Source organism: Fluviicola taffensis DSM 16823 (assembly GCF_943372375.1).
GTDB lineage: Bacteria > Bacteroidota > Bacteroidia > Flavobacteriales_D > Crocinitomicaceae > Fluviicola > Fluviicola taffensis_A.
Genome location: NZ_CALRYJ010000006.1, coordinates 14,885 through 39,007, shown reverse-complemented (window position 1 = coordinate 39,007; position 24,123 = coordinate 14,885). Strand labels below are relative to the sequence as shown.

22 protein-coding genes and 1 riboswitch are annotated in these 24,123 nt (G+C 41.0%); of the genes, 7 read left to right on the top strand and 15 right to left on the bottom strand.

All coding sequences use genetic code 11. The features are described 5' to 3' along the window. The first annotated feature begins 300 nt into the window (after positions 1–300). Positions 301–2,370 (top strand): gliding motility-associated C-terminal domain-containing protein, encoded by a 2,070-nt coding sequence (locus AAG807_RS10305; protein WP_341903285.1) that lies wholly within the window; start codon positions 301–303, stop codon positions 2,368–2,370. 33 nt (positions 2,371–2,403) lie between these two features. Here the strand turns inward: AAG807_RS10305 and AAG807_RS10300 are convergent, their stop codons facing one another. Beyond that, a complete protein-coding gene (locus tag AAG807_RS10300) occupies positions 2,404–3,282 on the bottom strand; it encodes a hypothetical protein (RefSeq protein WP_341903282.1) in 879 nt (292 codons plus the stop codon). Beyond that, a complete protein-coding gene (locus AAG807_RS10295; protein WP_341903279.1) occupies positions 3,269–4,396 on the bottom strand; it encodes a hypothetical protein in 1,128 nt (375 codons plus the stop codon). Before AAG807_RS10295 ends, AAG807_RS10300 begins: the two co-directional genes overlap by 14 nt. Before the next feature lie 162 nt (positions 4,397–4,558). On the opposite strand from AAG807_RS10295, the gene AAG807_RS10290 reads away from it, so the two are divergent. Further along, positions 4,559–6,088 carry a T9SS type A sorting domain-containing protein gene (locus AAG807_RS10290; RefSeq protein WP_341903277.1) on the top strand — a complete coding sequence of 510 codons (1,530 nt, stop codon included), beginning with the start codon at positions 4,559–4,561 and terminating at the stop codon, positions 6,086–6,088. An 8-nt stretch (positions 6,089–6,096) separates the two neighbouring features. Here the strand turns inward: AAG807_RS10290 and AAG807_RS10285 are convergent, their stop codons facing one another. Then, entirely contained in the window at positions 6,097–6,645 is a 549-nt protein-coding gene (locus AAG807_RS10285; protein WP_341903274.1) for a hypothetical protein, read from the bottom strand. 65 nt (positions 6,646–6,710) lie between these two features. Here AAG807_RS10285 and AAG807_RS10280 point away from each other — a divergent pair, with 65 nt between their 5' ends. The 4 genes from AAG807_RS10280 to AAG807_RS10265 all read left to right on the top strand — a co-directional run bounded on the left by AAG807_RS10280 (position 6,711) and on the right by AAG807_RS10265 (position 12,739). Next, entirely contained in the window at positions 6,711–7,178 is a 468-nt protein-coding gene (locus tag AAG807_RS10280; protein ID WP_341903271.1) for a DUF1456 family protein, read from the top strand. A gap of 3 nt (positions 7,179–7,181) precedes the next feature. Continuing rightward, on the top strand, positions 7,182–7,718 hold the full coding sequence (locus tag AAG807_RS10275; RefSeq protein ID WP_341903269.1) for a hypothetical protein: 537 nt from the start codon (positions 7,182–7,184) through the stop codon (positions 7,716–7,718). Between the two features lie 244 nt (positions 7,719–7,962). Then, positions 7,963–9,600, top strand: a complete 1,638-nt coding sequence (locus tag AAG807_RS10270; protein ID WP_341903267.1) for a hypothetical protein — start codon at positions 7,963–7,965, stop codon at positions 9,598–9,600. 154 nt (positions 9,601–9,754) lie between these two features. Then, positions 9,755–12,739: a BNR-repeat neuraminidase N-terminal domain-containing protein gene (locus tag AAG807_RS10265; protein WP_341903265.1), complete on the top strand. Its 2,985-nt coding sequence runs from the start codon at positions 9,755–9,757 to the stop codon at positions 12,737–12,739. 207 nt (positions 12,740–12,946) lie between these two features. Here the strand turns inward: AAG807_RS10265 and AAG807_RS10260 are convergent, their stop codons facing one another. From AAG807_RS10260 to thiS, 8 genes are all read right to left on the bottom strand, one after another. Beyond that, the gene (locus AAG807_RS10260; protein ID WP_341903263.1) at positions 12,947–13,657 is read right to left on the bottom strand and encodes a HesA/MoeB/ThiF family protein; all 711 of its coding nucleotides are present in this window, start codon (positions 13,655–13,657) and stop codon (positions 12,947–12,949) included. 9 nt (positions 13,658–13,666) lie between these two features. Further along, positions 13,667–14,833 (bottom strand): 2-iminoacetate synthase ThiH, encoded by a 1,167-nt coding sequence (thiH, locus tag AAG807_RS10255; protein WP_341903260.1) that lies wholly within the window; start codon positions 14,831–14,833, stop codon positions 13,667–13,669. A 52-nt stretch (positions 14,834–14,885) separates the two neighbouring features. Next, positions 14,886–15,650 (bottom strand): thiazole synthase, encoded by a 765-nt coding sequence (locus tag AAG807_RS10250; protein WP_341903258.1) that lies wholly within the window; start codon positions 15,648–15,650, stop codon positions 14,886–14,888. Further along, a complete protein-coding gene (thiE, locus tag AAG807_RS10245; RefSeq protein ID WP_341903255.1) occupies positions 15,643–16,272 on the bottom strand; it encodes a thiamine phosphate synthase in 630 nt (209 codons plus the stop codon). The genes AAG807_RS10250 and thiE overlap by 8 nt, the downstream gene beginning before the upstream one ends. After that, entirely contained in the window at positions 16,262–17,029 is a 768-nt protein-coding gene (locus AAG807_RS10240) for a hydroxymethylpyrimidine/phosphomethylpyrimidine kinase (RefSeq protein ID WP_341903253.1), read from the bottom strand. Before AAG807_RS10240 ends, thiE begins: the two co-directional genes overlap by 11 nt. Positions 17,030–17,043: 14 nt before the next feature. Continuing rightward, positions 17,044–17,661 carry a thiamine phosphate synthase gene (locus AAG807_RS10235; protein WP_341903251.1) on the bottom strand — a complete coding sequence of 206 codons (618 nt, stop codon included), beginning with the start codon at positions 17,659–17,661 and terminating at the stop codon, positions 17,044–17,046. Further along, on the bottom strand, positions 17,661–19,508 hold the full coding sequence (thiC, locus tag AAG807_RS10230) for a phosphomethylpyrimidine synthase ThiC (protein WP_341903249.1): 1,848 nt from the start codon (positions 19,506–19,508) through the stop codon (positions 17,661–17,663). The genes AAG807_RS10235 and thiC overlap by 1 nt, the downstream gene beginning before the upstream one ends. Before the next feature lie 121 nt (positions 19,509–19,629). Further along, entirely contained in the window at positions 19,630–19,833 is a 204-nt protein-coding gene (gene thiS, locus AAG807_RS10225) for a sulfur carrier protein ThiS (protein WP_341903246.1), read from the bottom strand. 37 nt (positions 19,834–19,870) lie between these two features. Continuing rightward, a riboswitch (TPP riboswitch) is annotated at positions 19,871–19,966 on the bottom strand. A gap of 122 nt (positions 19,967–20,088) precedes the next feature. Here thiS and AAG807_RS10220 point away from each other — a divergent pair. Next, positions 20,089–20,568 (top strand): hypothetical protein, encoded by a 480-nt coding sequence (locus AAG807_RS10220; protein WP_341903244.1) that lies wholly within the window; start codon positions 20,089–20,091, stop codon positions 20,566–20,568. 114 nt (positions 20,569–20,682) lie between these two features. Here AAG807_RS10220 and AAG807_RS10215 read toward each other — a convergent pair whose 3' ends face one another. From AAG807_RS10215 to AAG807_RS10200, 4 genes are read right to left on the bottom strand one after another with little or no spacing between them, the layout of a single operon-like run. Next, positions 20,683–22,464 carry a tetratricopeptide repeat protein gene (locus AAG807_RS10215; protein ID WP_341903241.1) on the bottom strand — a complete coding sequence of 594 codons (1,782 nt, stop codon included), beginning with the start codon at positions 22,462–22,464 and terminating at the stop codon, positions 20,683–20,685. A gap of 44 nt (positions 22,465–22,508) precedes the next feature. Further along, positions 22,509–22,976, bottom strand: coding sequence for a hypothetical protein (locus tag AAG807_RS10210; protein ID WP_341903238.1), 468 nt, complete (start codon positions 22,974–22,976; stop codon positions 22,509–22,511). 7 nt (positions 22,977–22,983) lie between these two features. Continuing rightward, a complete protein-coding gene (locus AAG807_RS10205) occupies positions 22,984–23,652 on the bottom strand; it encodes a DUF1361 domain-containing protein (RefSeq protein WP_341903235.1) in 669 nt (222 codons plus the stop codon). After that, a complete protein-coding gene (locus AAG807_RS10200) occupies positions 23,637–24,026 on the bottom strand; it encodes a diacylglycerol kinase family protein (RefSeq protein WP_341903232.1) in 390 nt (129 codons plus the stop codon). Before AAG807_RS10200 ends, AAG807_RS10205 begins: the two co-directional genes overlap by 16 nt. Between the last annotated feature and the right edge of the window lie 97 nt (positions 24,027–24,123).

Below are 24,123 nucleotides of genomic sequence, written 5' to 3'. Positions count from 1 at the left end.
TCCGAGTAGTCTTAAGAGTGGTAATGATAGCAAAAGTTTAAATAAGACTTAAGACATTAGATCAAAGACTTAAGTCTTAATTATCTTCTTTGTCTTCAGTCTTTGAATGAAATGGTATCATGTCTTCAGTATGAAAAGAACAACTTCGTAACCATTTAATAACATTATCAACTCAAAAAGGTAATTTATTTCACCGTACCTTTGCCGTGAAAAATTGAATTTGTAATCCTTGATGCACGGATCCGTTAGTTCCTTAGTTGCTGAAACCAGATTCAATTAGAGTTTTTTTTACGTTAAAAAATGCGTTCTCTCCGCGTAGTTACTGGCTTAATTTTATTTTTCTCATTCCAGTCTTATTCACAACAACTAATCATTAATGAAGTTTCACAGGGAAGTGGTTCACAAGAATATGTTGAATTATTAGTAGTTGGAACCCCAAGTTGTCAAACTCCTACTCCTTGTATCGATTTAAGAGGAATTGTTTTAGATGACAACAATGGATATTTTGCAACCGGGAGTGGAACCGGAATTGCAACCGGTGCTGTTCGTTTTTCAAACGATCCTTTCTGGAGTTGCATTCCTCAGGGAATTTTAATTGTGGTTTACAATGAGACTGATAGAAATTCTGCCATTCCACCGGATGATTTAAGTATGACGGATGGAAACTGTCGCCTGATCATTCCTGTCAATTCAACATTATTCGAAGGTCAAAGCACAAGTCCTACAAGCGTGAATATGACTTATCCTGCAAGTGCCAGTTGGATTGCCGGTGGAGGAACATGGAATCAGGTAGCCATGTCAAATACAAACGATTCCTTTTTGATCCTTTCAAGCATTAACGCCACAACACCTTCTCATGCAGTCAGTTGGGGAAACAATTCTACAAACAATATTATTTATTTCGCCGGAGCTGCAAGTAGCAAAGTATTCTCCATGACAAATAACACGAATAACAACTCCGCACTTCAAGCAAACTGGACTTCCGGAACGGTTGGAGTGAATGAAACTCCGGGTGCAGCAAATAATGCCGCAAATGATGCATGGATTGGATCAATGAATCCACAATGTGGGGTTACAACAGGGATTCAGGTTACAGCAAGCGCAACTCCTACCGGATGTGGTGCTACATGCAACGGAACTGCGACTGCAACTGTTTCAGGAGGAACTGCTCCATATACTTACTCTTGGTCGAACGGAGCTACAACTGCTACCATCACTAATTTATGTGCCGGAACGTATACCGTTACTGTTACGGATAACGGAGGTTGTTCCATGGCAGCTCAGGCAACAGTAACAAATAATGGAAGTACCATTTCCGTTCAAGCAACTTCAACGAATGAAACCTGTCAAAATGCTTGTAATGGAACTGCTACTGCTACCATTTCAGGAGGAACTGCGCCGGTTACAATTCTTTGGTCCAATAATGCAACTACCGGAACAATTTCAAATCTTTGTCCGGGAACTTATACCGTTACAGTTACAGATAACGGAGGTTGTTCTGCAAGTGCTTCCGCAACCATTCTGGCAGGAGCAGCTACTCAAGATCCAACGATTCAAACAACAGGACCCTTCTCAACTTCAGATGCTCCAATTCAATTTGTAGCAAATTCTGCAGGGGGAACCTGGTCTTCCGATTGCGGAACCTGTATCTCGGCTTCCGGAGTCTTTAATCCTGCAAATGCCGGAGCCGGAACGTATCAAATTTGTTATTCCGTTGGAGCCGGATCTTGTGCTTCTCAGGATTGCCAAACGATTATCGTAACTGGTTGTACTCCTCAAACAACCAATGAATCACACAGTATTTGTCCAGGTGACACTTACTCATTCAACGGTCAGAATTTCAATGCAGCAGGAGCTTATCCGTTTGTTTTTACCGGACAAAACGGGTGTGATAGTACACATACTTTAAATCTTTCCATATTCTCAGTGAATCCAACTTCACAAACCTTCACACCATGCGAAGGGGATTCAATCTTTGTAGAGGGATCCTGGTATTTCCAATCGGATAACGTAGTGACGAATATCGTCGATGGAAATGGTTGTCCGACCACACATACGGCTCAAATTGTGTTCGAAGATTGTAGTATCGAAGATTATGCGGTTTTCATTCCCAATGTATTCACCCCAAATAATGACAATGTCAATGATTTCTTTTCGATCAGCATTATGGGAGGATTCCTTGCAGAAGGGTTCATTGTAAATCGCTGGGGAAATATCATCAAGGAATTACATACGGACGATTTGAAATGGGACGGTAGAACCAGCGAAGGCTCGATTGTTCCGGATGGAGTTTACACGTATATTTTCGTAGTGACCAGTAATTCAGGGATGAACACCAAATACAATGGGTTTATCACTGTCATTAGATAAAAATTACCCGTAGCTGCGCGATTAATCGCGCAGCTACTTATTTTTCACCCGCACCCCAATCACATTGGGTAATCGCCAGAACGTTTCATTGGTGTCTTTGGGATAAGTTCCTGAAACATAACTTCCCACCTTCTGCAAACAAAAATCACCGATATTGACGTATAAACTGGTTTCCGGTCCTCCTTCCATGTAAATCGCATTGTGTAACGGAGTTGGAAACTGTTTCATGAACCCAATCATCTGATTCTGGGAGAAAGGAGAACGATTAAAAAGGATAATCAGATTTTCCTGATCGTCATGCGCACAAACCAACATGCTGCACGATTGATTTTTCTTCCAGTTCATCGGATTTCCGGAACAATCCAGCATACGCAATCCTTGAGCGAAACTTGCATATTTATTCCGTATCGAATCGAAAGTGATGCACTGCATGTCATAAACCACGGCATCCGGTGCATTGACAGAATCCAGCGGATTGATAGCGAACATGACATTCCATCCTTCCTTGTAACTGAATTGATTATCGTGATTTCCATTTTTCAATAATCCCCTGCTGATTAATGGTTTTCCCAGATCATACATTCCGGCATTGAAAACAATATTCAAATTCATGGTATCGGCCCAGACATTAACGGGTTTTGACAAGCTATCCATTGCTGAAGCAGTGAATAGATCAAACTCCACTTGCTTGGGATTTATTTTCAGGATTGTCAGTTTGGAATCTCCCATAATGGACCTTACCGGTGCATCCGTTTCACAAAAATGAACCCCTTTACCGATCTGCTTCCACTTCACAACCAAGTCCATCGTATCTTTCGGACGTTTATAAAGCGTATCTGTCCGATCCTGACCAAAAGCCCAGCTCGAACCCAATAAAACAAGTGTAACGATTCCCGTACTAAGTTTTCTCATTCCAATCAAACTTCTTTTTTTCAAATGGGAATAACTCAAAAAGCTCGCCGGAATAATAGAACTGGTAGGCAATTGCTCCGAAAGAATAGGGTGTTTCATAGATTTTAATTGTAGAACCTCCTACTCTAGGATTCGACTTTGGTTTTGATTGAGGATATCCGACATTGAATAGTGTCGCCAAAATTTCAGGACGTTTATCAATAGGGAAACCTGCTTTTTCCCACTGAACTTTCACCTGCTTCAAGAACAAAGCTGCATACATGTAAGAATAATAGTGATTATGGAAATCGGTCAGGCGGTCGATGCGTTCCTTATTGATTGTTGCGGTATCTTGTCCCTGAAAATCCAACAACCCTTCGTATTGAGGTCCCAAATAATAAATGCTGCCTGGGTCTTTCAGGTGTTGTTCGATGTTCTTTGCCGTCAATTCTTTGATTCCGGTCACACCGAATGAAAATTGTGATTCCACGGAAAGTACTTTCAATGGTCCTATCCATTTTTTATATGCTTCACGGGAAGAATTGAACAGGCGAATTTGCTCCCCGACCAGGCAGGAAACAATCAATCTTCCTTCAACTCCTGTTTGACGGGCAACAGAATCGATCAGTTTTTTATCTTTTGAAACCGCTTCCTTAAATGTTTTCCACTCAGCGATATTCATCCATTCAAACGCACTTAAGGTCGTCACTTCCTTGGTTCTTTTTGCATTGAATTTGATTTTCGACAATGCTTTCTGATACGATTTATTTTCCTTCAACTGCAAATCCACCGCATCCAACATGCGGATCACTTCATAGCTATCCGTTCCTTTTTGCAAAACGGAAAGAATGTATTGTGCATTTTGCGGATAAAACTCATTCAAAACGATGATGCGCTCCATTGCTTCGTAACGCTTCTGAACCATGGTAGCACTATCCACTTTGAAGTCCTGATTGTATTTATCCTGCATCTCCTGGAAGTAGCGATTGTTGGAATCCACAATACCTCCTTCTTTTGTCCATCCCATCTGAATGGCAGCGTAAGAAACCGTTAAGAAGAAACCAATTGCAGCAAATGCAAAAGTCAGGGTATAGAATGGTATTTTAAACCATCTGCTTTTAAAGAATTGTTTCACGAAAGTTCGAATTTTCTGCAAAAATACATTGTATTCAATGAATTTGATTCGAATTAGTGAATAAAAATCAATTAGTTAGATTTACCCCCAATACATTTGCTAAAATTTCAATTATCACTAAAAAGAGTTACTTTTATCATTGAAACACTTAATCATAAACCTATGAAAATCCTTCTTCTCCTCTTGTTGATCATAAGCACCACTTCCTATGCGCAAGATTCGCTTTATTCAAAGGTGATTGTCAGTACAACCAATAATTATTATGTAGAATCAGGTTCTTTGGATAAGTACCATCACATTGGTCAAACAGGGTCAACACAAACACAAGGCTTCTTTACCTATTTAGATAGTCTGGGAACTATTCTGTACAATCAATATTACAGCGTTTCCAATGATAATAATCAAACACATTTCGATCAAGTCATTACTAGTTTCGATGACAAGTTTGTACTATGCGGAAGCAGTCTTTTAAATTCAACGAATAAATGGGTCGGTAACTTAACCAAAGTAGATTCAACAGGTTCAATCATCTGGTCAAAACAGCTTAAAGGAACAAACGGGAATTCATTTAATTTGACGGACGTATCTGAATCAGCTGATTCTACTTATTTAGCAGTAGGAGTTGACATGGAGGAATTTAATGCAGCTTTCTTTGAGATTGACCGAAATGGAAACACACTGAATTCATTTACATTAACCAGTTCTGCAGGATATTTTTCCTTTACGGGTGTCTTAGAAATTTCGGATACAAGCATGGTACTTATCGGCTCTGAAAACACGCCATTCCAAGAACCGAAAGCAATCATCATTTGTTGCAGTAAAACAGGAAATATTTATTGGACCAACTCGATGAATAACGCCACTTTCGCAAAAGGGGAACAAGGAACGCAATCCATTTGGATACCAACGAGTTATAATTATGGATTGGCAATTACCTCTATTGATAAATCCGGTCAATTCAACTCATTAAACACATATAGCTACTACAACTCGTCTAATAACGAAGCCGAAATCTGTATAATTAAGGATTCCACAGTAGTCTTATCTTCCGGTGAAATTCATGCCCCGAATGCCATCATCTTAAAAACAGTAGTTGGTTCGAGTTCCTTTTCCACGTTATATCCTCAATTTTGCCCAACCGATCTAATCAAGCGGGAAAATGAAGGGATTTATGTTTTGGGAACCGGTCCACTTTATGGCATTAAAAATTTCAATTCTTTTGATCATTCTTCGATCATCCGGATGGATAGCACTTTGTCTGCTTCTCTTTGTCTGAATGAAAATGGATCGGCAAATGCAATCAATGTTCCTGTAACAAATTCCCCTTTAACATCACTAAGCGTGGGTGCTGCCGGATCAGTTACCAGTTTAAACTTAATGAGTGAAACCGGAACCTTAAACACCTATTTTGGTTGTGTTGACTTCCTGGGTTCATTGGATGAAAATGAAGCAAATTTCCTAAGCATTTATCCGAATCCCGGAAATGGCAAGTTGACAGTTGAAAACTCAAGTAATCAGCTTTGTCGATTGATGGTCAGAAATTCTCTGGGCGTTTTATTGTATCAGGAAAAATTGATGCTTGCAAATCAGTCTGTTGATTTATCCGAATTAGCAGCCGGATGGTATGTTCTCGAATTGGTTGAAATGGAAACCGGAAATCATTTAGGAAAACAAGTATTTATCAAAAACTAAATTGCTTTCTACTCTTTGAGTCTCACAAAATGACTGTATTCAGGCATGTGGAAGGGCTGAACTCCATAACCTTCCGTACTTGGATACGAGGAATGCAACCACAATACTTTGTTCTCCAAATCCATTTTTGCAACAATGCCACAATGTCCCCAAGAATTGGGATACCAAAACTGTACAAAGTCTCCTGGTAATACTTGATTGGGATCACATATTTCAACTCCTTTTCCTTTTGAAACCAGTGCATAAACAACACCGGTCGGATAAGGAGAACCATTTTCAATCTGCCGATAAACTTCTTTCAGATTTTCTCGTGGCTGGTCAATTCGGATATTTATGGTGTCTTGAGAAGTCAGCCCCATGAAATGTCCCAGAACACCTATCACAAATTCAGTACAAACGGCACTTTCATAAGTTGGGGAAATCACTCTGCCATACTTGACAGCAGTGTCCAATACCTGTTGATTCAAAGGAGGAATCGGGATAGAATCATTCAGAGCTTGCTGAGCTTTACCGGCAAGGGAAACGATACAGGTGATTATTAAGATGATTTCTTTCATGTTGACAACTGGAATTCCAAAAATACTTCAAATGAAAGATAGTTTAAAATTGGTAACTTTGCCACATGGATAACAATTACATCTTTTACAAGCTTCGCAAAATTTACCAATGGGATGAGGAGAAAATCGGAGACCTTTTCAAATCGGTGGAATTCATCGTTTCTCCTCTGGATATTTTTGCCTGGATGAAACAAGAGCAATACGAAGGATTCAAGGAAATGCCGGATCAACCATTGGCTGCACTTTTAAACGGGTTTATTGTTGAACGAAGAGGATTGAAAGATGGAGTGATTCCGGAAGCGGAAGAAAAGCTAACCAACAATATCATTTTCAGAAAGTTGCGCATCGCCCTAAATTTCAAGGATGATGATATCATCGAAACATTGAAGACGGCTGACATCCGCATTGGAAAACCCGAACTGAATGCATTCTTCAGAGATCCGAAACACGCACACTACCGGGTTTGTGGAGACCAGTTTTTACGTAATTTCCTTCGCGGATTGCAATTGGAAAGCTATAAAAATCAGAAATAGCTCATGTTACTATCGCCTACTACTTTTGATATCATCCGTTTTGGAACAGGAATTATCTTGTTCGCAGGTTGTTTTTACCTGATAAAACAACGTTTGGAATCCAAAAAGAAAACGGTCATCAGCATTATCGCAGGAATCATAGGTTTCAGTGCTGTGCAGTTTACCTGTTCCAAAATCTACCTCATTGACAAGGATCTTGTTTATGAACAGTTTTATTTGATTGGAAGTACCAAGCAGCAATTGGGAAATGGAAAAACAATTTCTGTTTCTTCAAGCCGCTGGGATCGTGCCAATATTGTAAACAAATCAGAATTCAAATTGATTCTGGAAGAGATTATCTACACCGACAACGTTAATAATGTCAGTGCAAACGGAGACTATGAAATAGTTCCTTATTCATCATTGGAAGTATTTCTGCCAACTAACGAAATCACGTATTTCTTTGAGGATAATATTCCGGATGCAGTGGAAGTTAGAGGCGAAAGTTCCAAAAAACAGTATTGGCTGCGTTTGGAAAGTGAAGCTGGGAATAATGAGTGATTTTTAAAGCCTCCACTTCGTCATTTCCAAGCTTAGCAAATAGGAAAGGTGTTGAGGTTGATTTCAGATTCTAACCAAACATCTCAAAGTCTCCTATTCTATACCGACAAAAAACTTCCTCTTTTTGCGAACCGTTATTTCCTAACTTCCAAAATCGGTGAAACTAGCTTTACCAGTTTCGCAGGGAACTAATCCGAAAACATTCAAAAAAGTTCCTAGTTTTGCATTTGTTATCAGCAGCATAGTGCAAAATTTATTAGTTACAGGTCTCTTCTTATTATTCTGTTCTCCTTTGATTCATGCATCAGGAGGAGATATGAACCTGCCGTCAGCCAGGAAGGTTTATGAACTAACATTAGCTAAGAACAAAGGCGACAAAACAAAAACCAGCCTGACACTTGTTTCCAGATGGGGTAAAAAAGAGTTTTTTGCAGATCAGGAATGGATTGCATTCCTCGATTTTTGCGAACTGCAAGCCAAAACGGAAAAACAGAACGGATACGCGGAAGTATGTTTCAGGATTGGAGAGAACCTCGATCTCAACGGTTTTCCGCACGAAGCTTTTGTTTACCTCATCAAGACGGAAGACCTTTTAAAAAACAAGCCGGCAAAACAGATCCCTTTTTTCTATGAATTTCACAACCGGATTGGAATGGTTTATCTCGGTTTTCGGCGTTATTCAATGGCCGAAAAACATTTTCGAATTCTGATCAATGGTTCCGCATCCTATCAGATTGAGATTGGTGCCTTTAATGCAATCGGATTGATCTACCGGGAGAAGAACGAAGCTCTCAGTAAACGTTATTTCGAGCGAGCGCTGAAACTGGCAAGAAAGCATAACCGAATGGATTGGATCGGTGTCCTTTCCGGAAATCTCGGCAATTATTACTACACTAAAAACAACTTTAAACGCTCACGTGAACTGGTTTCCAAAGACTTTAAGATAAGCAGTGAAACCGGTCAGTGGGAAAGTGCAATCAATGCGCTTGCGCTTTTGGCAGAATTGGATGTTCGGGCACATAACAGAAATAGTGCCGCAATGAAACTCAAGCAGACGCAGGAGCTTATGAGAACACACGTTCATGCAATGTATTCCGAACTGGCGTTTTACAAAGCAATGACGATGCTTGGTGAGTCAACGAATGATTACCGGATGGCCTACGACAATCAGAAACTGTATCTCTCCTATCAGGACAGTATCAATCAGCGGCAGAACCTTGAAAACTTTCACAATACGGAATTTCAAATTCGATTTCAGAAAAAGCAGGCGCAACTGAAACTAATCGATGCACAAAAAAAACGTGTAGAACAGCGATTCCTCCTACTCGCAGTTATCGGTTGCTTCGTCATTGTAGGATTGATTATCATTCTGAGACAGATCGTGCTCAGAAGAAGAAAAGAAAAAGAAGTACTGGTGCTTCAAAAACTGAGAGCGGAGGACGAGCTAACAAACATTGAAGAACAAATGCATCAGGTGCTTTCGAACCTGAGCGAAAAAAATAAACTCGTGCAAGAGCTACAATCCGAAATCGAGCAATTCAACAAAGATTCCGAAAACCAACTCACCGTTGCGGAAAGGGAAGCTTTATCCAACCGGTTACAATCCTTTAAGTTGCTTACGGAAGACGATTGGGATGTATTCCGGAAACTCTTCGAGAAATTGAATCCCGGCTTTTTCGACAATTTTCAAAAGTTGGCAGACTCCTTATCCAAAGCCGATTTGCGCTTAGCTGCCCTCATACGCATGGACCTTTCTACTTTTGAAATAGCCAGGCTACTTGGGATTTCTACTGATTCTGTCAAACGAACGGACTTAAGGCTTCGCAAAAAGCTGTCTATCGAGCAATCCAAAGAACTGAATACACTTATTAAATCAATCTAACTTCGATTCTGTAAGATAATCGTTGTAAGTGTTAACTAATGCTGAACCCCTTAATGTCAGAGGGGTTTTGTTATTTGTCGGGGTTTTGTCGGACTAAATAAGCAGGTTCTTTTCATCAAATGGCTTTGTTTTGTTGAAAACTACAATTGACTTTATGAAATTTCAAATCATTACCCTTGCGTTGGTTTCCTTTTTGGGGTTTCCTGTTTTCGGACAGGTAAGTTCGAATACAGTGACACAATCTGCCGGAACTTTTACAAATTTGACAGGAGGAACAGTTTTGTGGTCCGCTACATTTGACGACAATATATCCAGTGCTATTACGATTCCTTCCTTTACCTTCAATTGTGTCGCCTATACTCAGCTTTACGTATCTTCTAACGGTTTCATTTCATTTGGTTCCGCTCCAGCCTCGAATACTTACACCCCCATCAGCTCATCAGATGGTTCGGGGATTGTTTCCGCATTTGGAGCAGATTTACAGGAAGCAACTACGGGTACACCTGAAGTTCGTGTCCAAGACCTAACTGCTTCCAACGAATATGTTGTTCAATGGAGAGACATACGACGTTTCGGAATAACCGGTGAACGGATTACCTGCCAGGTACGTCTGAACTATGCAACAAATGTTGTCCGCATTGTATATGGTGGTACTATCACTGCCAACGCAGCAACAACACCTGAAATACAAGTCGGTATCCGGGGGTTGACCAATGCGGATTTCAACAACCGCACAACAACAACCAACTGGAGTGCCACTACTGCAGGAGGAACAAATGCCGCAACCTGCAGATTTGCAGGAACTGTAAAACCCGCAGTAGCTCAAACCTATGCATTTACACCGGCTGCAATGTCCTATGTTTCCAGTACATCCATTCAGTCTTCCACTAATGGAGTTGAGAAATGTAATGCAGCGCAGGATATACTTCGTGTAGAAATTGTGACTTCCGGCTGCACCGGTCCGTTGTCATTGACACAAATCATATTCAACATGACCGGATCTACAATTCCGGGAACCAATACCAATGATGTTTCCCTTATTCATGTATACTATACCGGAAATTCCGGCACCTTTTCGTCAAGTTCTCCATTTGATGGTGCTGGAACTACGGTTGCTTCCGGAGCAATAACGGTAAACGGAAGTCAGGTATTGACTTCAGGAACCAATTATTTCTGGATTGCTTACGACATGAATAATGCCACTTCCACTATTGGTAATGTCGTCGATGCACAATGTACGAGTTTGACTGTAGGAACCGTAAGAACTCCAACAGTTACAAATCCTGCCGGTTCAAGATCAATCGTTGCCTGTGCCGGTTCACCGGGTGGTGTTTCATCCGGACTGAGCGTTTGGTATAAGTCGGACAATACGTCCAGCATCACCATGGGAACAGGTGTTTCATCCTGGAACAGTTCTGCGGGTTCTGCGGGAACATGGCCGATCACACAAGGAACTGCAGCACAGCAGCCCGGAGTTATTTCAGGTGCAACAAGTCCGCGATTATTCAATTACAATCCCCGAATCGATTTCGTAGCTGCATCTAATACTACGCTGGGAAACGCTTCCACTGCAACCGACCTGATGACCTCATCCGGCAGCTATTTTATTGTCAGCGATAACAGTGTCGACGATTTTACAGGTATGACTTACACATCCAACTTGTCTGCTTACCGACATCAGTTTAAGCCAGGTTTTCGTGCACAATCTTCTGACGCAAGTATAAATGGCTGGACATTTGACTGGGTAGCACCTACTGAATACTCTGGTTTAAGCGCCTGTATGACTACTGTAACAGGTAGCGGTGCAACAATGCTCACACGCAAAAATTCAGTAGCATTAACAGCATCCAATTCTAACGACATTACGTATTCGCCAAGTATCAGTAGCGGTCTGTACATGGGTCGTAACAACTCCGGTGGAGAAGATACAGATGCCAATATCGGAGAAGTGATCCTTTATTCGTCAACACCCTCTGCGGCAAATCTGAATAAAATAGAAAGTTACCTGGCTATCAAGTACGGACTTACTCGTGGTGGAAATACAGGTACAACCGCAACATACAACTACCTTTCCTCCAATGCTACCACCATTTGGAACAAAACAACCAACTCAGGCTTTAACTTTGACATTGCCGGAATCGGGCGTGATGATGCTTCCGCACTCATCCAGAAACAGTCTATCAGTGTAAACAACAATGAGCCCGTAACTGTTGGACTTGTGTCAATCGCAAGCAGCAATGCAACCAATGCAGCTAGTTTTAGTTCTGACCAGTCATTTCTTATCTGGGGAAATAACGGTCTGTTGAATCAAATCACCACAAATCCGGTGTGTTTTGCAAATTTACCGGCTGGTATTTATGGTCACATCGAACGCGTTTGGAAAGGACAGCTCACGAATTTTGCGCAAAATGTTACGGTGGGCTATGAAACAAGTATGCTTGTTGCCTACACGCCGGTTTCTAACTTACGATTGCTTGTTGACAATGATGGAATTGACTGGACAAATGCCACTATCTATTCAGGTGCTGTCATCAATGGAAGCAGGGTAGAATTTTCAGGGGTGACGATCAGCAGTGCAACACCATTTTTCACGCTGGCTTCCATCACGTCACTGACTCCTCTACCTGTTGAAATAACAGAATTCAAAGCTGAACTGAATACTTCCCGTACCGTAGATTTGACATGGGTAACGGAATCCGAATTCAACTGTGATTATTTTACCATTGAAAAAAGTCAGAACGGATCTTCCTGGACTTCTTTGGGTTCACTGAATGGTGCCGGAACAACTACAGAAACAAATACCTATGAGCTGACTGATTTTTCTCCTTTTAACGGAGTTAATTATTACAGGCTGATACAAACAGACAATAACGGGGCGGTTAATTCTCTAGGAATCCGCTCCGTTAATCTGGACCAGGAGGATTATCTCGTAGCGTATCCCAATCCTGTAAACGGGGACCTTTACCTTTCATTTGACAAAAAAGGTAATCATGTTATTGAATTTTTTGATTTATCGGGAAGATTGATACTACGTAAAGAGATCGGTCAGTTCTCAACCATTCAGATGGATGATTTTGCAAAAGGGGTTTATACAATCAGAACAGAGCAAGGTAAAGAGATCAGAATCATTGTTCAATAGGTTTCATAGGTGCAACAAGACCAATGAATCGATTAATTCTAAGAAGTTAAACGTAAGGGGGAGAAGAAGAAAATTTAGCTACAGACAAGGGTGTGGTAAAAAACCTCTACCTCCGATTCTCCCCCATTTTACTTGTTCTTTCTCTTAACCCAAAAAACATGAACCTCCTGAAAGAGCCATTCAGTGTTCACCCACCGCTGGTTAGACTTAAAACCTCAACTTCGTCATTTCCAAACTCAGTAAGTCGAAAACATGAAAGGTATTGAGGTTGATCTCCAATTCCAGGATGCATTTCAAGGCTTCATTTGCCATCAAGGTACCAATCACACCAGGAACGACTCCCAAAACACCGTTATCGGAACAATTTGGAACGTCTTCGGCATTGGGTGGTTCCGGGAAAAGGTCTCTCAGATTTTTACTTCCGTTGCAATTGAAAATAGCCAGTTGACCCTGAAAACCCAGAATACTTCCATAAACCAGGGGTTTATTCAGTTCCACACAGGTGTCATTGACAATGTATCTTGTCAGGAAATTGTCGCAACCGTCTATCACCAAATCAAATTGTGAAAGAATGAACTCTGCATTGTCATCATTTAAGGCACAATCAAAAATCTCAATGATGGTATCCGGATTTTGAGCCAATGCTCTTTCTTTGGCAACCTCCGCTTTCTTCTTTCCAACATCTTGTGGCGTGTACAAAACTTGTCTGTGCAGGTTGGAATGCTCAATCACATCGAAATCTACAATTCCAATTGTTCCTACTCCGCACGAAGATAAATATAGGATAATGGGACAACCCAATCCTCCGGCACCGATTACAACGACACGCGAGTTCTTGAGTTTCACCTGACCAATTAACCCAACCTCATCCAGAATGGTTTGTTTCGCATAGCGTTTCGCTTCGTTCGGACTAAACATAATGCATATTTATTCGGTTGATACACTTTTTTCTGCCACCCTCCTCGCTCCTCCCTCAAGGGAGGAGGAAGTGAAACTGCGATCCCAATCTTTCCAAACAGCTTCGTAACCTGCGTCTTGAATCAATTTGGCTATTTCCTCCACCGAACGCTCGTCAGAGATTTCAAATTGCTCCAATGATTCCGGTTCCACTACATATCCTCCCGGATTGGTTTTAGAACCAGCACTCATAGTCGTCACTCCCAAAGGAATGATGTGATTCCTGAAATGCTCCGATTCACGGGTGGAAACCGATAGCTCCACGTCTTCATTCAACAAGCGATATGCACAAATCAACTGCACTAGTTCACGATCTCCGACAATCACATTGGGTTCAATAATTCCTTCTGCCGGGCGCATCCTCGGAAATGAGATGGAATATTTGGTTTGCCAATAGGCTTTTTGCAAATAATCCAGATGTAAGGCACAAAAAAACGAATCCGTGCGCCAATCTTCCAGGCCGAGTAAAACTCCTAAGCCGATTTTATGAATTCCAGCTCTTCCGCAACGATCCGGTGTATCCAAACGATACTCAAAATTAGACTTCTTCCCTTTCGGGTGATATGCCTTGTAAACATCCTGATGATATGTTTCCTGGTAAACCAATACCGAATACACTCCAGCTTCATGCAAAACACCGTATTCGGCTTCTTCCAAAGGTTGAACTTCTATTGAAATATTGGCAAATTCGTTTCGAATCAGGTCCATGACCCGCTTGAAATAAGGAACATGAACGGTCTGGTTTGCTTCTCCGGTAACCAACAGAATATGATTGAATCCGTGTGCTTTCAGATAAGCTACCTCTTGTAAAATTTCTTCATCCGTCAATGTTTTACGGCGAATTTTATTGTCGAAACTAAATCCGCAATACGTGCAGATATTGTTGCATTCATTGCTCAGATACATGGGAGTATAAAGCTGAATGGTTTTTCCAAAACGTTTTTTGGTCAGCGCATGACTTTCTTGTGCCATCTGCTCCAAATACGGTTCAGCAGCTGGAGAAATCAATGCTTTAAAATCTTCTAAATTTCTCTTTTTAGAAGACAAGGCGCGCTCCACATCCGACGCATTTTTTGCGTAGATGGATGCTTTGGTTTCATCCCAATTGGTATTTTGAAAAAGTGTTTTGAAATCCATTTTGCATTTATTATTTTTTGAATATTAAGTATGCACGCGATGCTTCGCGTGCTTACACATTCAAAAATCCTGTCAGTGGACTTGAAGCATTTGCCGAACGTGAAATCGCCCCCAAACCTGCTTCATAAGCCATTCTTCCTGATTCCACAGCCATTTTGAAAGCCAAAGCCATCTCCACAGGATTCTTTGCAACTGCGATTGCAGTATTTACCAAAACTGCATCAGCTCCCAATTCCATAGCATAAGCTGCATGAGATGGGGCTCCAATTCCGGCATCAACAATCACAGGAACGCGACTTTGTTCGATAATTATCTCCAAAAAATCAACGGTTTTCAATCCTTTGTTTGTTCCAATTGGTGCTCCTAGAGGCATGACAGCCGCAGTTCCCACATCTTCCAAGCGTTTGCACAACACAGGATCGGCATGAATGTATGGAAGAACAACAAAACCCAACTTAGCCAATTCCTCTGTCGCTTTCAAGGTTTCTATCGGATCAGGTAACAAATACCGTGGGTCCGGATGAATTTCCAATTTCAACCAATTGGTCTCCATCGCTTCGCGCGCCAATTGAGCAGCGAAAACTGCTTCTTTCGCATTCCTGGCGCCAGAAGTATTAGGCAACAAATTGATATGTGTGTGTTTCAAATGCGCTAGCAAGTCGTCTGTTTCCGTTTCCAGGTCTACCCGTTTCAACGCCACAGTGACCAGTTCCGATCCGGAAGCCAAAACAGCTTCTTCCATCTGTTTGGAGGAACCGAATTTTCCTGTTCCCAAAAACAATCGCGACTTAAATTCTCTATCTGCTATTTTAAGCATAACTCAATTTTTGTTCAATTTCACTTATGAGGGTCATTTTATCTGCCGAATCTGAAATCATTCCGGAAACAGCAATTCCATAAACCCCTATTTTTTTCAATAACTCCACGTCGTTTCGGACAATTCCACCAATTGCATAAATAGGAATGGACAATCCGAGCATATCCAATTCTTTTGCGACTCTTTGATACCCTTCAAATCCCAAAAGTGGACTCAGTTTTTCTTTTGTTGATGTAAAGCGCAATGGTCCCAATCCGACGTAATCACATTTTTCGGTGATTCGCTGTAAAACATCTTCCAGGGTATTGGCAGTACCTCCTATTATTTTTGTTGGTCCCAGTATTCTTCGAGCTTCTTCCACCGAAGAATCCGTCAGTCCCAAATGAACGCCATCAGCGTCCACTTCCCGGGCGATTTCAATTGAATCATTGATGATTAAAACCGCATTTCCGTAAGTGCACCAAACGCGAGCCTGTGTCGCCACTTCCAAAACCGCATGTCTCGAGCCATTTTTGAAACGGACCTGAATCATCTTGCAACCAGCCTCCAAAGCATCCAAAATGTTTTTTTTCTGCTCTTCAACGGTGTCTCCGTGAGAAATGTACTGGATTCTATTCAACATGATATGCTAATAAATGTTCGTTACTTGATAATCTTTTTTCGATATACTGTTTTGCTTCCTGACACGCTTCAAACAAGTGTTTTCCGTGAGCCAGATTGGAAGCTATTGCAGCTGAAAGGATACAACCGGAACCATGCTTTGGGGAAAGATCCGTTGAATCCGATTTCGAAGGTATTTCTCTTGGAACGCCCTCTTCAAATAGTAAATCAACTCCCAGGCGTTCAGAACTATGTCCTCCTTTTAATAATACACGAGTCAATCGGGCTAAATGAAATCCTGCTTCTATTTCATCTTCCATCCGGGCAATCCGTTTTACTTCATTGACATTCGGGGTAATCAGATCGATCATTCCCAGAATTTGATCCAGTGATTCCTGATTCCAACTTGCGTGCAATTCAAATCCGGATGAAGCGGACAAAACCGGGTCCCAGACGATCGGAATCCTAGGAAATACCGATTTCACGACCGTAATGACTTCCACTAATGAATCCAGGTTCTCTATGATCCCAATTTTCACAGCTGAAATTTCGTATGTCTGTAAAATAGGCATCAACTGATTGATAATTGACTTTCTATCAAACCAATCAACTGCTAGAAACTCCGTTTCCGTTTGAATCGTATTTGAAGTCAATACCCCCATTCCCAAGCAAGCATGTTGCTCACAGGTTTTTACATCTGCAAGCACCCCAGCTCCACCCGTGGGATCGAAACCGGCAATACTAAGAACTATGGGATGTTTGTATTTCATTGTTTTCATTATTTAAATCACTCTTAAACGTCCTCCCCCTTAGTCCCCCTCCCAAGGGGGAAACCGGGAAATCGCGTATCTACGAATGATTCCACCGGATTATCCGAATTCCAGATCGCTCCCAACAATGCCACTCCTTCAAATCCCATTCGGATCGCCTGGGCTACATTATCTGACTGGATTCCACCCAAGCCGATCAATTTTGTTGCTTTATTCTGACGCTTCGTCAAATCAAACTTCACTCCTTTGTAATCCGATTTCGAAATACTGTCAAAAACAGGACTTAAAAACGCGTAGGAGAAATGATCCGGCAAGTTGTTAAACTCTTCCATGCTGTGAACGGAAGTGGAATAAATCCGATCCGAATTCATTCCTTTCCAATTCGTTTTTTGCCATTCGGTTCGATCTCTTTCCGAATAATGAAAGCGTTTCAAACCCAAATTTATCCCCAATTCATGGTGATGATTCAACACCAATCGCTGTCGATACTCCGGTTCAATTTGAGCTATCAGTTCGGAAAGTTCCTTTTCACTTGCATCGTATTTCCGGATATGAAACAAATCCAAACCAGCTTGAAACAACTCGTTCACAATGGCTGCTTCCTGAGGTCTGAAATCAGATTCGGAAATGACAATCAGCATTACAAATAAATTTGACTTCCTTTGGTCTTGAATTCTTCCGATTTCTCAAACATTCCGGATTCTGCTGCATCACGAATATCCTGTGTGATTTTCATGGAACAGAATTTCGGTCCGCACATCGAACAGAAATGAGCTACTTTTGCTCCTTCCGCAGGTAGTGTCTCATCGTGAAACTCACGAGCAGTATCCGGATCCAAAGACAGATTGAACTGATCTTCCCAACGGAATTCAAAACGCGCTTTACTCAAGGCATTGTCGCGGTATTGAGCTCCCGGATGTCCTTTCGCCAAGTCGGCAGCATGTGCAGCCAATTTATAAGTGATGACACCATCTTTCACATCCTTGCGATTCGGTAATCCCAAATGTTCTTTTGGTGTCACATAACACAACATCGCTGTTCCGAACCAACCGATCATAGCTGCTCCAATTGCAGAAGTGATGTGATCATATCCCGGCGCAATATCCGTTGTCAATGGTCCAAGTGTATAAAAAGGTGCCTCATGACATTCTTTCAATTGTTTGTCCATATTTTCCTTGATCATATGCATTGGAACGTGTCCAGGTCCTTCAATCATCACCTGCACATCATGTTTCCAGGCAATTTTTGTCAATTCACCCAAAGTTTCCAATTCACCGAATTGTGCCTCATCGTTAGCATCTGCCAATGATCCGGGACGCAATCCGTCACCCAAAGAAAACGCCACATCGTATGCTTTCATGATTTCACAAATATCCTCGAAATGCGTATACAAGAAGTTTTCTTTATGATGAGACAAACACCATTTCGCCATGATGGAACCACCACGCGAAACGATTCCTGTAACACGTTTAGCCGTTAGTGGAATGTAACGCAACAAAACTCCAGCGTGAATGGTAAAGTATGAAACTCCTTGTTCTGCTTGCTCAATCAAGGTATCACGGAAAATCTCCCATGTCAAATCCTCAGCTACTCCATTCACTTTTTCCAAAGCCTGATAAATCGGCACTGTTCCAATCGGAACCGGTGAATTGCGGATAATCCACTCACGTGTTTCGTGAATGTTCTTACCTGTCGACAGATCCATGATCGTATCAGCGCCCCAGCGACAAGCCCAAACTGCTTTTTCCACTTCTTCTTCAATGGAGGAAGTAACAGCAGAGTTCCCGATGTTCGCATTGATTTTCACCAGGAAGTTACGACCAATAATCATCGGTTCAGATTCCGGGTGATTGATGTTATTTGGAATGATGGCACGTCCTGCAGCAATTTCATCCCGAACAAACTCAGGTGTAATGAATCCTTTCGGCGTATTCGCACCAAAGCTCTCACCCGGGTGCTGAGCGGTCATCGCTTCATAATTCCCATTCAATTGAAGTTTCAATTCATCAAACCGTTGATTTTCACGAATGGCAATGTATTCCATTTCCGGAGTGATGATTCCTTGTTTTGCATAATACAATTGGGAAACATTCATTCCGGCTTTTGCCCGCATAGGTCTGCTGATGTGTTCAAAACGCAATGCATCCAATTTCTCGTCGTTCTTGCGTTCTTTTCCATAATCCGAACTCACATCTGTCAACTCTTCCACATCTCCACGATCCAGAATCCATTGCTGACGAATACGCGGCAATCCTTTCTTGACATCAATCACTGCGTTATTGTCCGTATACGCACCACCTGTATCATAAACCGTAACAGGATGATTCTCTTCGATTCTTCCGTTTGCATGTTTGGTAGGTGTCAGCGTAATTTCACGCATCGCAACTTTAATATCGTGGATTTTACCAGATACGTAGACCTTCTGAGATCCTGAAATAGCTCCTATCGTAAGGCTTCCTTCTTTTGGTGTTTGATCTGCTTTCTTCATATTTTTTTTTGAGTTTTGTCGTACTTAATTTAATATCTCCCTCCTTGAGGAGGGATAAAGGGAGGTGGAAATTCTAATTCACACGCCACCCTCCTTGATCCTCCCTCAAGGGAGGAAAGGATTACCCGCCCTGCGTCGCTTTAATTATTAAAATATCGTCATTCTCACTGACTTTGATTTCAATCCACGAATCTTTTGGGATCACCTGTCCGTTAACGGCCACGGCGATTCCTTTCGGGTTTTCTCCCATCTGGTCAAACACGATTTGTTGCAGCACTTCCTGCGCTACCACTTCAACTTGTTTATTATTGATTGTAATTGTCATTCCAATACGCATTAATTACTTTAGGAATGACCAATGAGAGATCATCATCACTTTTCCCTACGCTGGTATTAACCAAATCAGGTTCAAAGGGTATTTCTCAGTCCGTATGTCACGGGCACCCCTAAAGTTTGGTAAAGATAAGAGAGTTAATCGAGAAACGGAAAAATGAATAGTTAAAATTACCCTCTCGAGCCAGCAACACTTTTATTTTCAATAATTTATTGTATTTTCAATCATCGAATCAACAAATCATTTATGAAAATCTTCCTTATAAATCTATTTTTTATTGGTGCAATACTGCTCTCAAGTTGCAAGAAAGAAATATCTAAAAGCACCAATACACCTGCAAATCCGAACAGTTTTACATTGAAGAAAGATGGAGTATCCTATTCTCCGAACTATATTTTTGTATCTCAAGTGGATGAAGATGCACTTGCTGTTGAAACTTACATGGTTTATCAACAAGCTGAGAATAATACCTATGGATTATTCGTTAAACGGTCAATTGTTCCCGGTACCTATGTATCAGAAGCCGGGGGATCAGAATATTTCTCTATGATCCATATTCAGGATTCCTCTAATTATTTCGGATGGGAAAATAGTACATTAACGGTACTCTCAAATGATACAGTCACCAAAGTGTTACACTGCACTTTTGAAGTACTCCTTTACAATGATGACTGTGATGGAAGTTGTCCGCAAATTACGGATGGAGAGATGACTATTCATTATTAATCTATAGCATAATGAAAGCAATTCACTTTGCCCTTTTTACTTTTTATTACAATGATTGGCTTTTCTTTAAGCCTGACTAATTAAACCAATCCTTAGATTTTGTCGAACTTCCTATCACTTGCATTCTTTCAGATAGTTCAATTCTACCGGATATCCCATTTGGTTTGCCCGTTTAAAATCTTGGCAAGCAGATGCCCTACCTAATTGACGATTCACATAGGCGCGTAAATAGATTGCAAAATAATCGGAGGGATTTATGCGTACGGAAGATTCCAAATATTCTAGTGCCTGATTGAAATATAGCGATTCCTTCGTGATTTTAGGAGGTAAATCCCAATGCAATTCAGCCAAATCGATCAAGGTCTTTATTTGAAATTTATTCCTGTAAATTGGAATTGATTTTGCCTGAGCAATCAATGAAAGCGCAATATAATCCTTACAAATGGACCATTCCGGTGATAAATCAGAAGCAAGCTTGAAAGCCTTTCCGGCCTCGTCATACCTGCTTTTATCCATCAACAGAATTCCTCTCATGAATTGAGCATCTGCCACATGGTATTCTTTCATGTTCGGTTGATGCGTGATAGAAAGATCAATACAGCTTAATGCTGAATCCGTTTTATCCAGATTGAAATAGCAGAACGACAAAGAGATATAGGTAGAAGATTTAAAGGCATTGATTGCCAATCCCAACGAGTCCTTTGAAGCAACTGAGGCATAATTTGGGCTCTTTATTAGCTCCTGAACAACCTCATCAATGTGAATCAGACTTTTTTGATAATCCGAGATTGCTTCCCGATTCTTTAATAAGCTCAACTGCGCATTTCCCCTGAAAGAATAAATCATATACTCATTTGGAAATTTCGCTATTCCCCGATTGTAATAGTTGATTGCTTCTTGTGGCTTCTCCAAATTGAATTGGGCAATTCCCCGTTGATAGAAATAACTGGATCTCAAACTATCACAAACATCCTGTTGATGGGTCAATAAATAGGTGTAAAATGCCTTATCAACCTGCTCTTCTTTTTGGACCAATTGAATGGATTTGGAGATTTCCGTACAAAAATCATCCATTCGTTCCTGTTTATAGTAAGCCTCCGCCAGGTAATAATAGGCGTGATAATTTTCCGGATCCAGTCGAATGACGCGCTGATAATCCTGAATAGCATTGGGAGAATCTTCCATTATCATATACACTTCTCCTCTTGTCAACAAAGATTTTGTGCTGGCTGAATCGATTTCAATGGCTTTGTTAATCGAACTCAAAGCATTGGGATAATCATTTTCGTACGTATAGATCTGCGCCAGGTAATTGTATACATTCAGATTCTTCGGATCAATTTCCTGCGCCTTTAAAAAATCCCTTTTCGCAGAAAAATAATTCCCTTTCCTGAGGAAATAGTCTCCACGTTCCATGTAATAAGCTATTCCGTTCGGATCAATCAGGATTGCTTTGGATAGATCATTTAATCCACCAATCTCATTTCCCTCATAAAGTTTAAACTTACCGCGCAGCAGGTAAAGCAAAGGCTCTTTTGAATTAATGCTCAGTCCTTTTTCAATAGCTTGGTAGGCTGCATTCAGGTTTTGTTCACTGGCGTATGCATCGGCAATATAGAAATAACATTTCGCGCATTCCGGATTTACAGCCAATGCCTTTTCATAATAGAATTTGGTATCCTTCAGATTCCGGAGTTGCAAATTCAAAGCTCCCAATGAACGCAGAATGAATTCATTCTTCGGATATTTCTTTAATTCCGATTCAAAGAAGGTAATACCTCCCTTCTGCTCATTTCTTGCTACAACGGAATCAAACACCTGATCATAGTAGGTTTCATTTTGAGTGAATGCTGTTCCAAAAGAGGAGATTAAAAAGCCAATCAGTAAGTATTTCATTGAAGCAAATTTCCAATTCAAAGATAGAAGTAATTGATTCACTCCTACTTCTTTATCCAAAGTCTTAAAATTCGTCCATCAAAATACTGGATCCGAACATATTTTCCTTCATCAATCGGACCACCATGGGATTGAGGCTTATCAAAACCGAAATTTATTTCTGCAGGAGAGTATTCAAAATAAATTCCCTTTACCGAGAATGATTCATTTCCATGATCTCCGGGAGGTATCGGGACAAAATTCTCCACAATTCCAGATATTTCTCCAACCGCTCCCTCTTCCAAAGCTTCTTTTGCATCCAGATAATGTCTCATTGAATTAATCCATATAACCATCGTCCAAATAAACGAAATCAAAATAAAGAGTCCCATTCGAAGCTTGCTTCCTAAAGACTTTCCCTTGATCATCAAATAGAACCAAATCGCAACAGTGGTTATCAGGACTGTTAAACCAATCCAGAAAAACCAAACCAGATTAGTTCCAGTTTCGCTGATATCGTAATACTTTATCATGAATGAATCAATTAAACCTATTCCTTCTCAAAAATTTAAACGTAAAATACAACATGGTCAGGAACAAGCCCATGAAAACCGTCACTCCCCAAGTTCGGGTATGGTCGAAGGGATTAATGAGCCGGTCTCCGATATCGCCCATGAGTTTGGTCGGATGATGCAAGATATCCCAACTGTTCCAACGCAAGTATCTTCCGATGTAAATCCCAAAACCACTTACAAATAAGAGAAAAACGGATAACGCTGTAATGACTTTTGAGGAAAGGAATTGCTCCATCAGTTCTTCCAGATTCCACAAACTCAGAAAACCGTAAAGCAAACCGGTCCAGGCAAAGGATAAGATTAATACCAGATCAAACCAGATCGGCATGGAAGAATTGTGACTCAGGTGAAAAAGATCCGTTAGAATGTAAGATGCATTCGGGAAGAACAACAACCAAACTCCCAGCATTCCAAAAACAGCCCAACGGCTTTTCTGCAGATTCGGACTCATAGTCAAAATAACCGTGAATAACCACGGCACAAATGCCAGGAACAAGTTCCAGTTCAAAAAGAGAAAATGTTTTGTTCCGGAATATTCCATTCGGAAAAGGGACAATCCAAAACAGATAATGGATAAAACGCCCATGAACAGGGCAATTTGAAGGCGGTTATTTTTGATTAGTTGTGCGTACATGCTTCGGTAATTTTAGGATAGAAAATGATGATTCCAACTAACAACGCAACCACTGCACTAATTAGTACGGAGGCCGCTGCCAGATCTTTTACTTTTTTGATTTGAGGATGTTTTTCAGGAGAAGCGAAGTCGGCCATGGCTTCCAAAGAGGTATTGATCAACTCGCAAATGAATACCAAACCCATCACCACGATTAATGAAATCCATTCATTCAGAGAGATCTTCAATGCAAAACCCAAACCAATTGCAATCACAGCCGAAACCAGATGGATCCGCGCATTGTGTTCTTCAATGAAGAGTGTTTTCAAACCTGCAAATGCGTATTTGAAGCTTTTGAGGCGTTGAGTAATGGAAAAACGGTTGGAAGATTTCATTTCGCATAGTTAACTTTTACAGGAACGCAAAGAATCAGAGATATTGTGGAATTAGCATTTATTGGGAAATATTATTTCCCACAGATACGCAGATTTA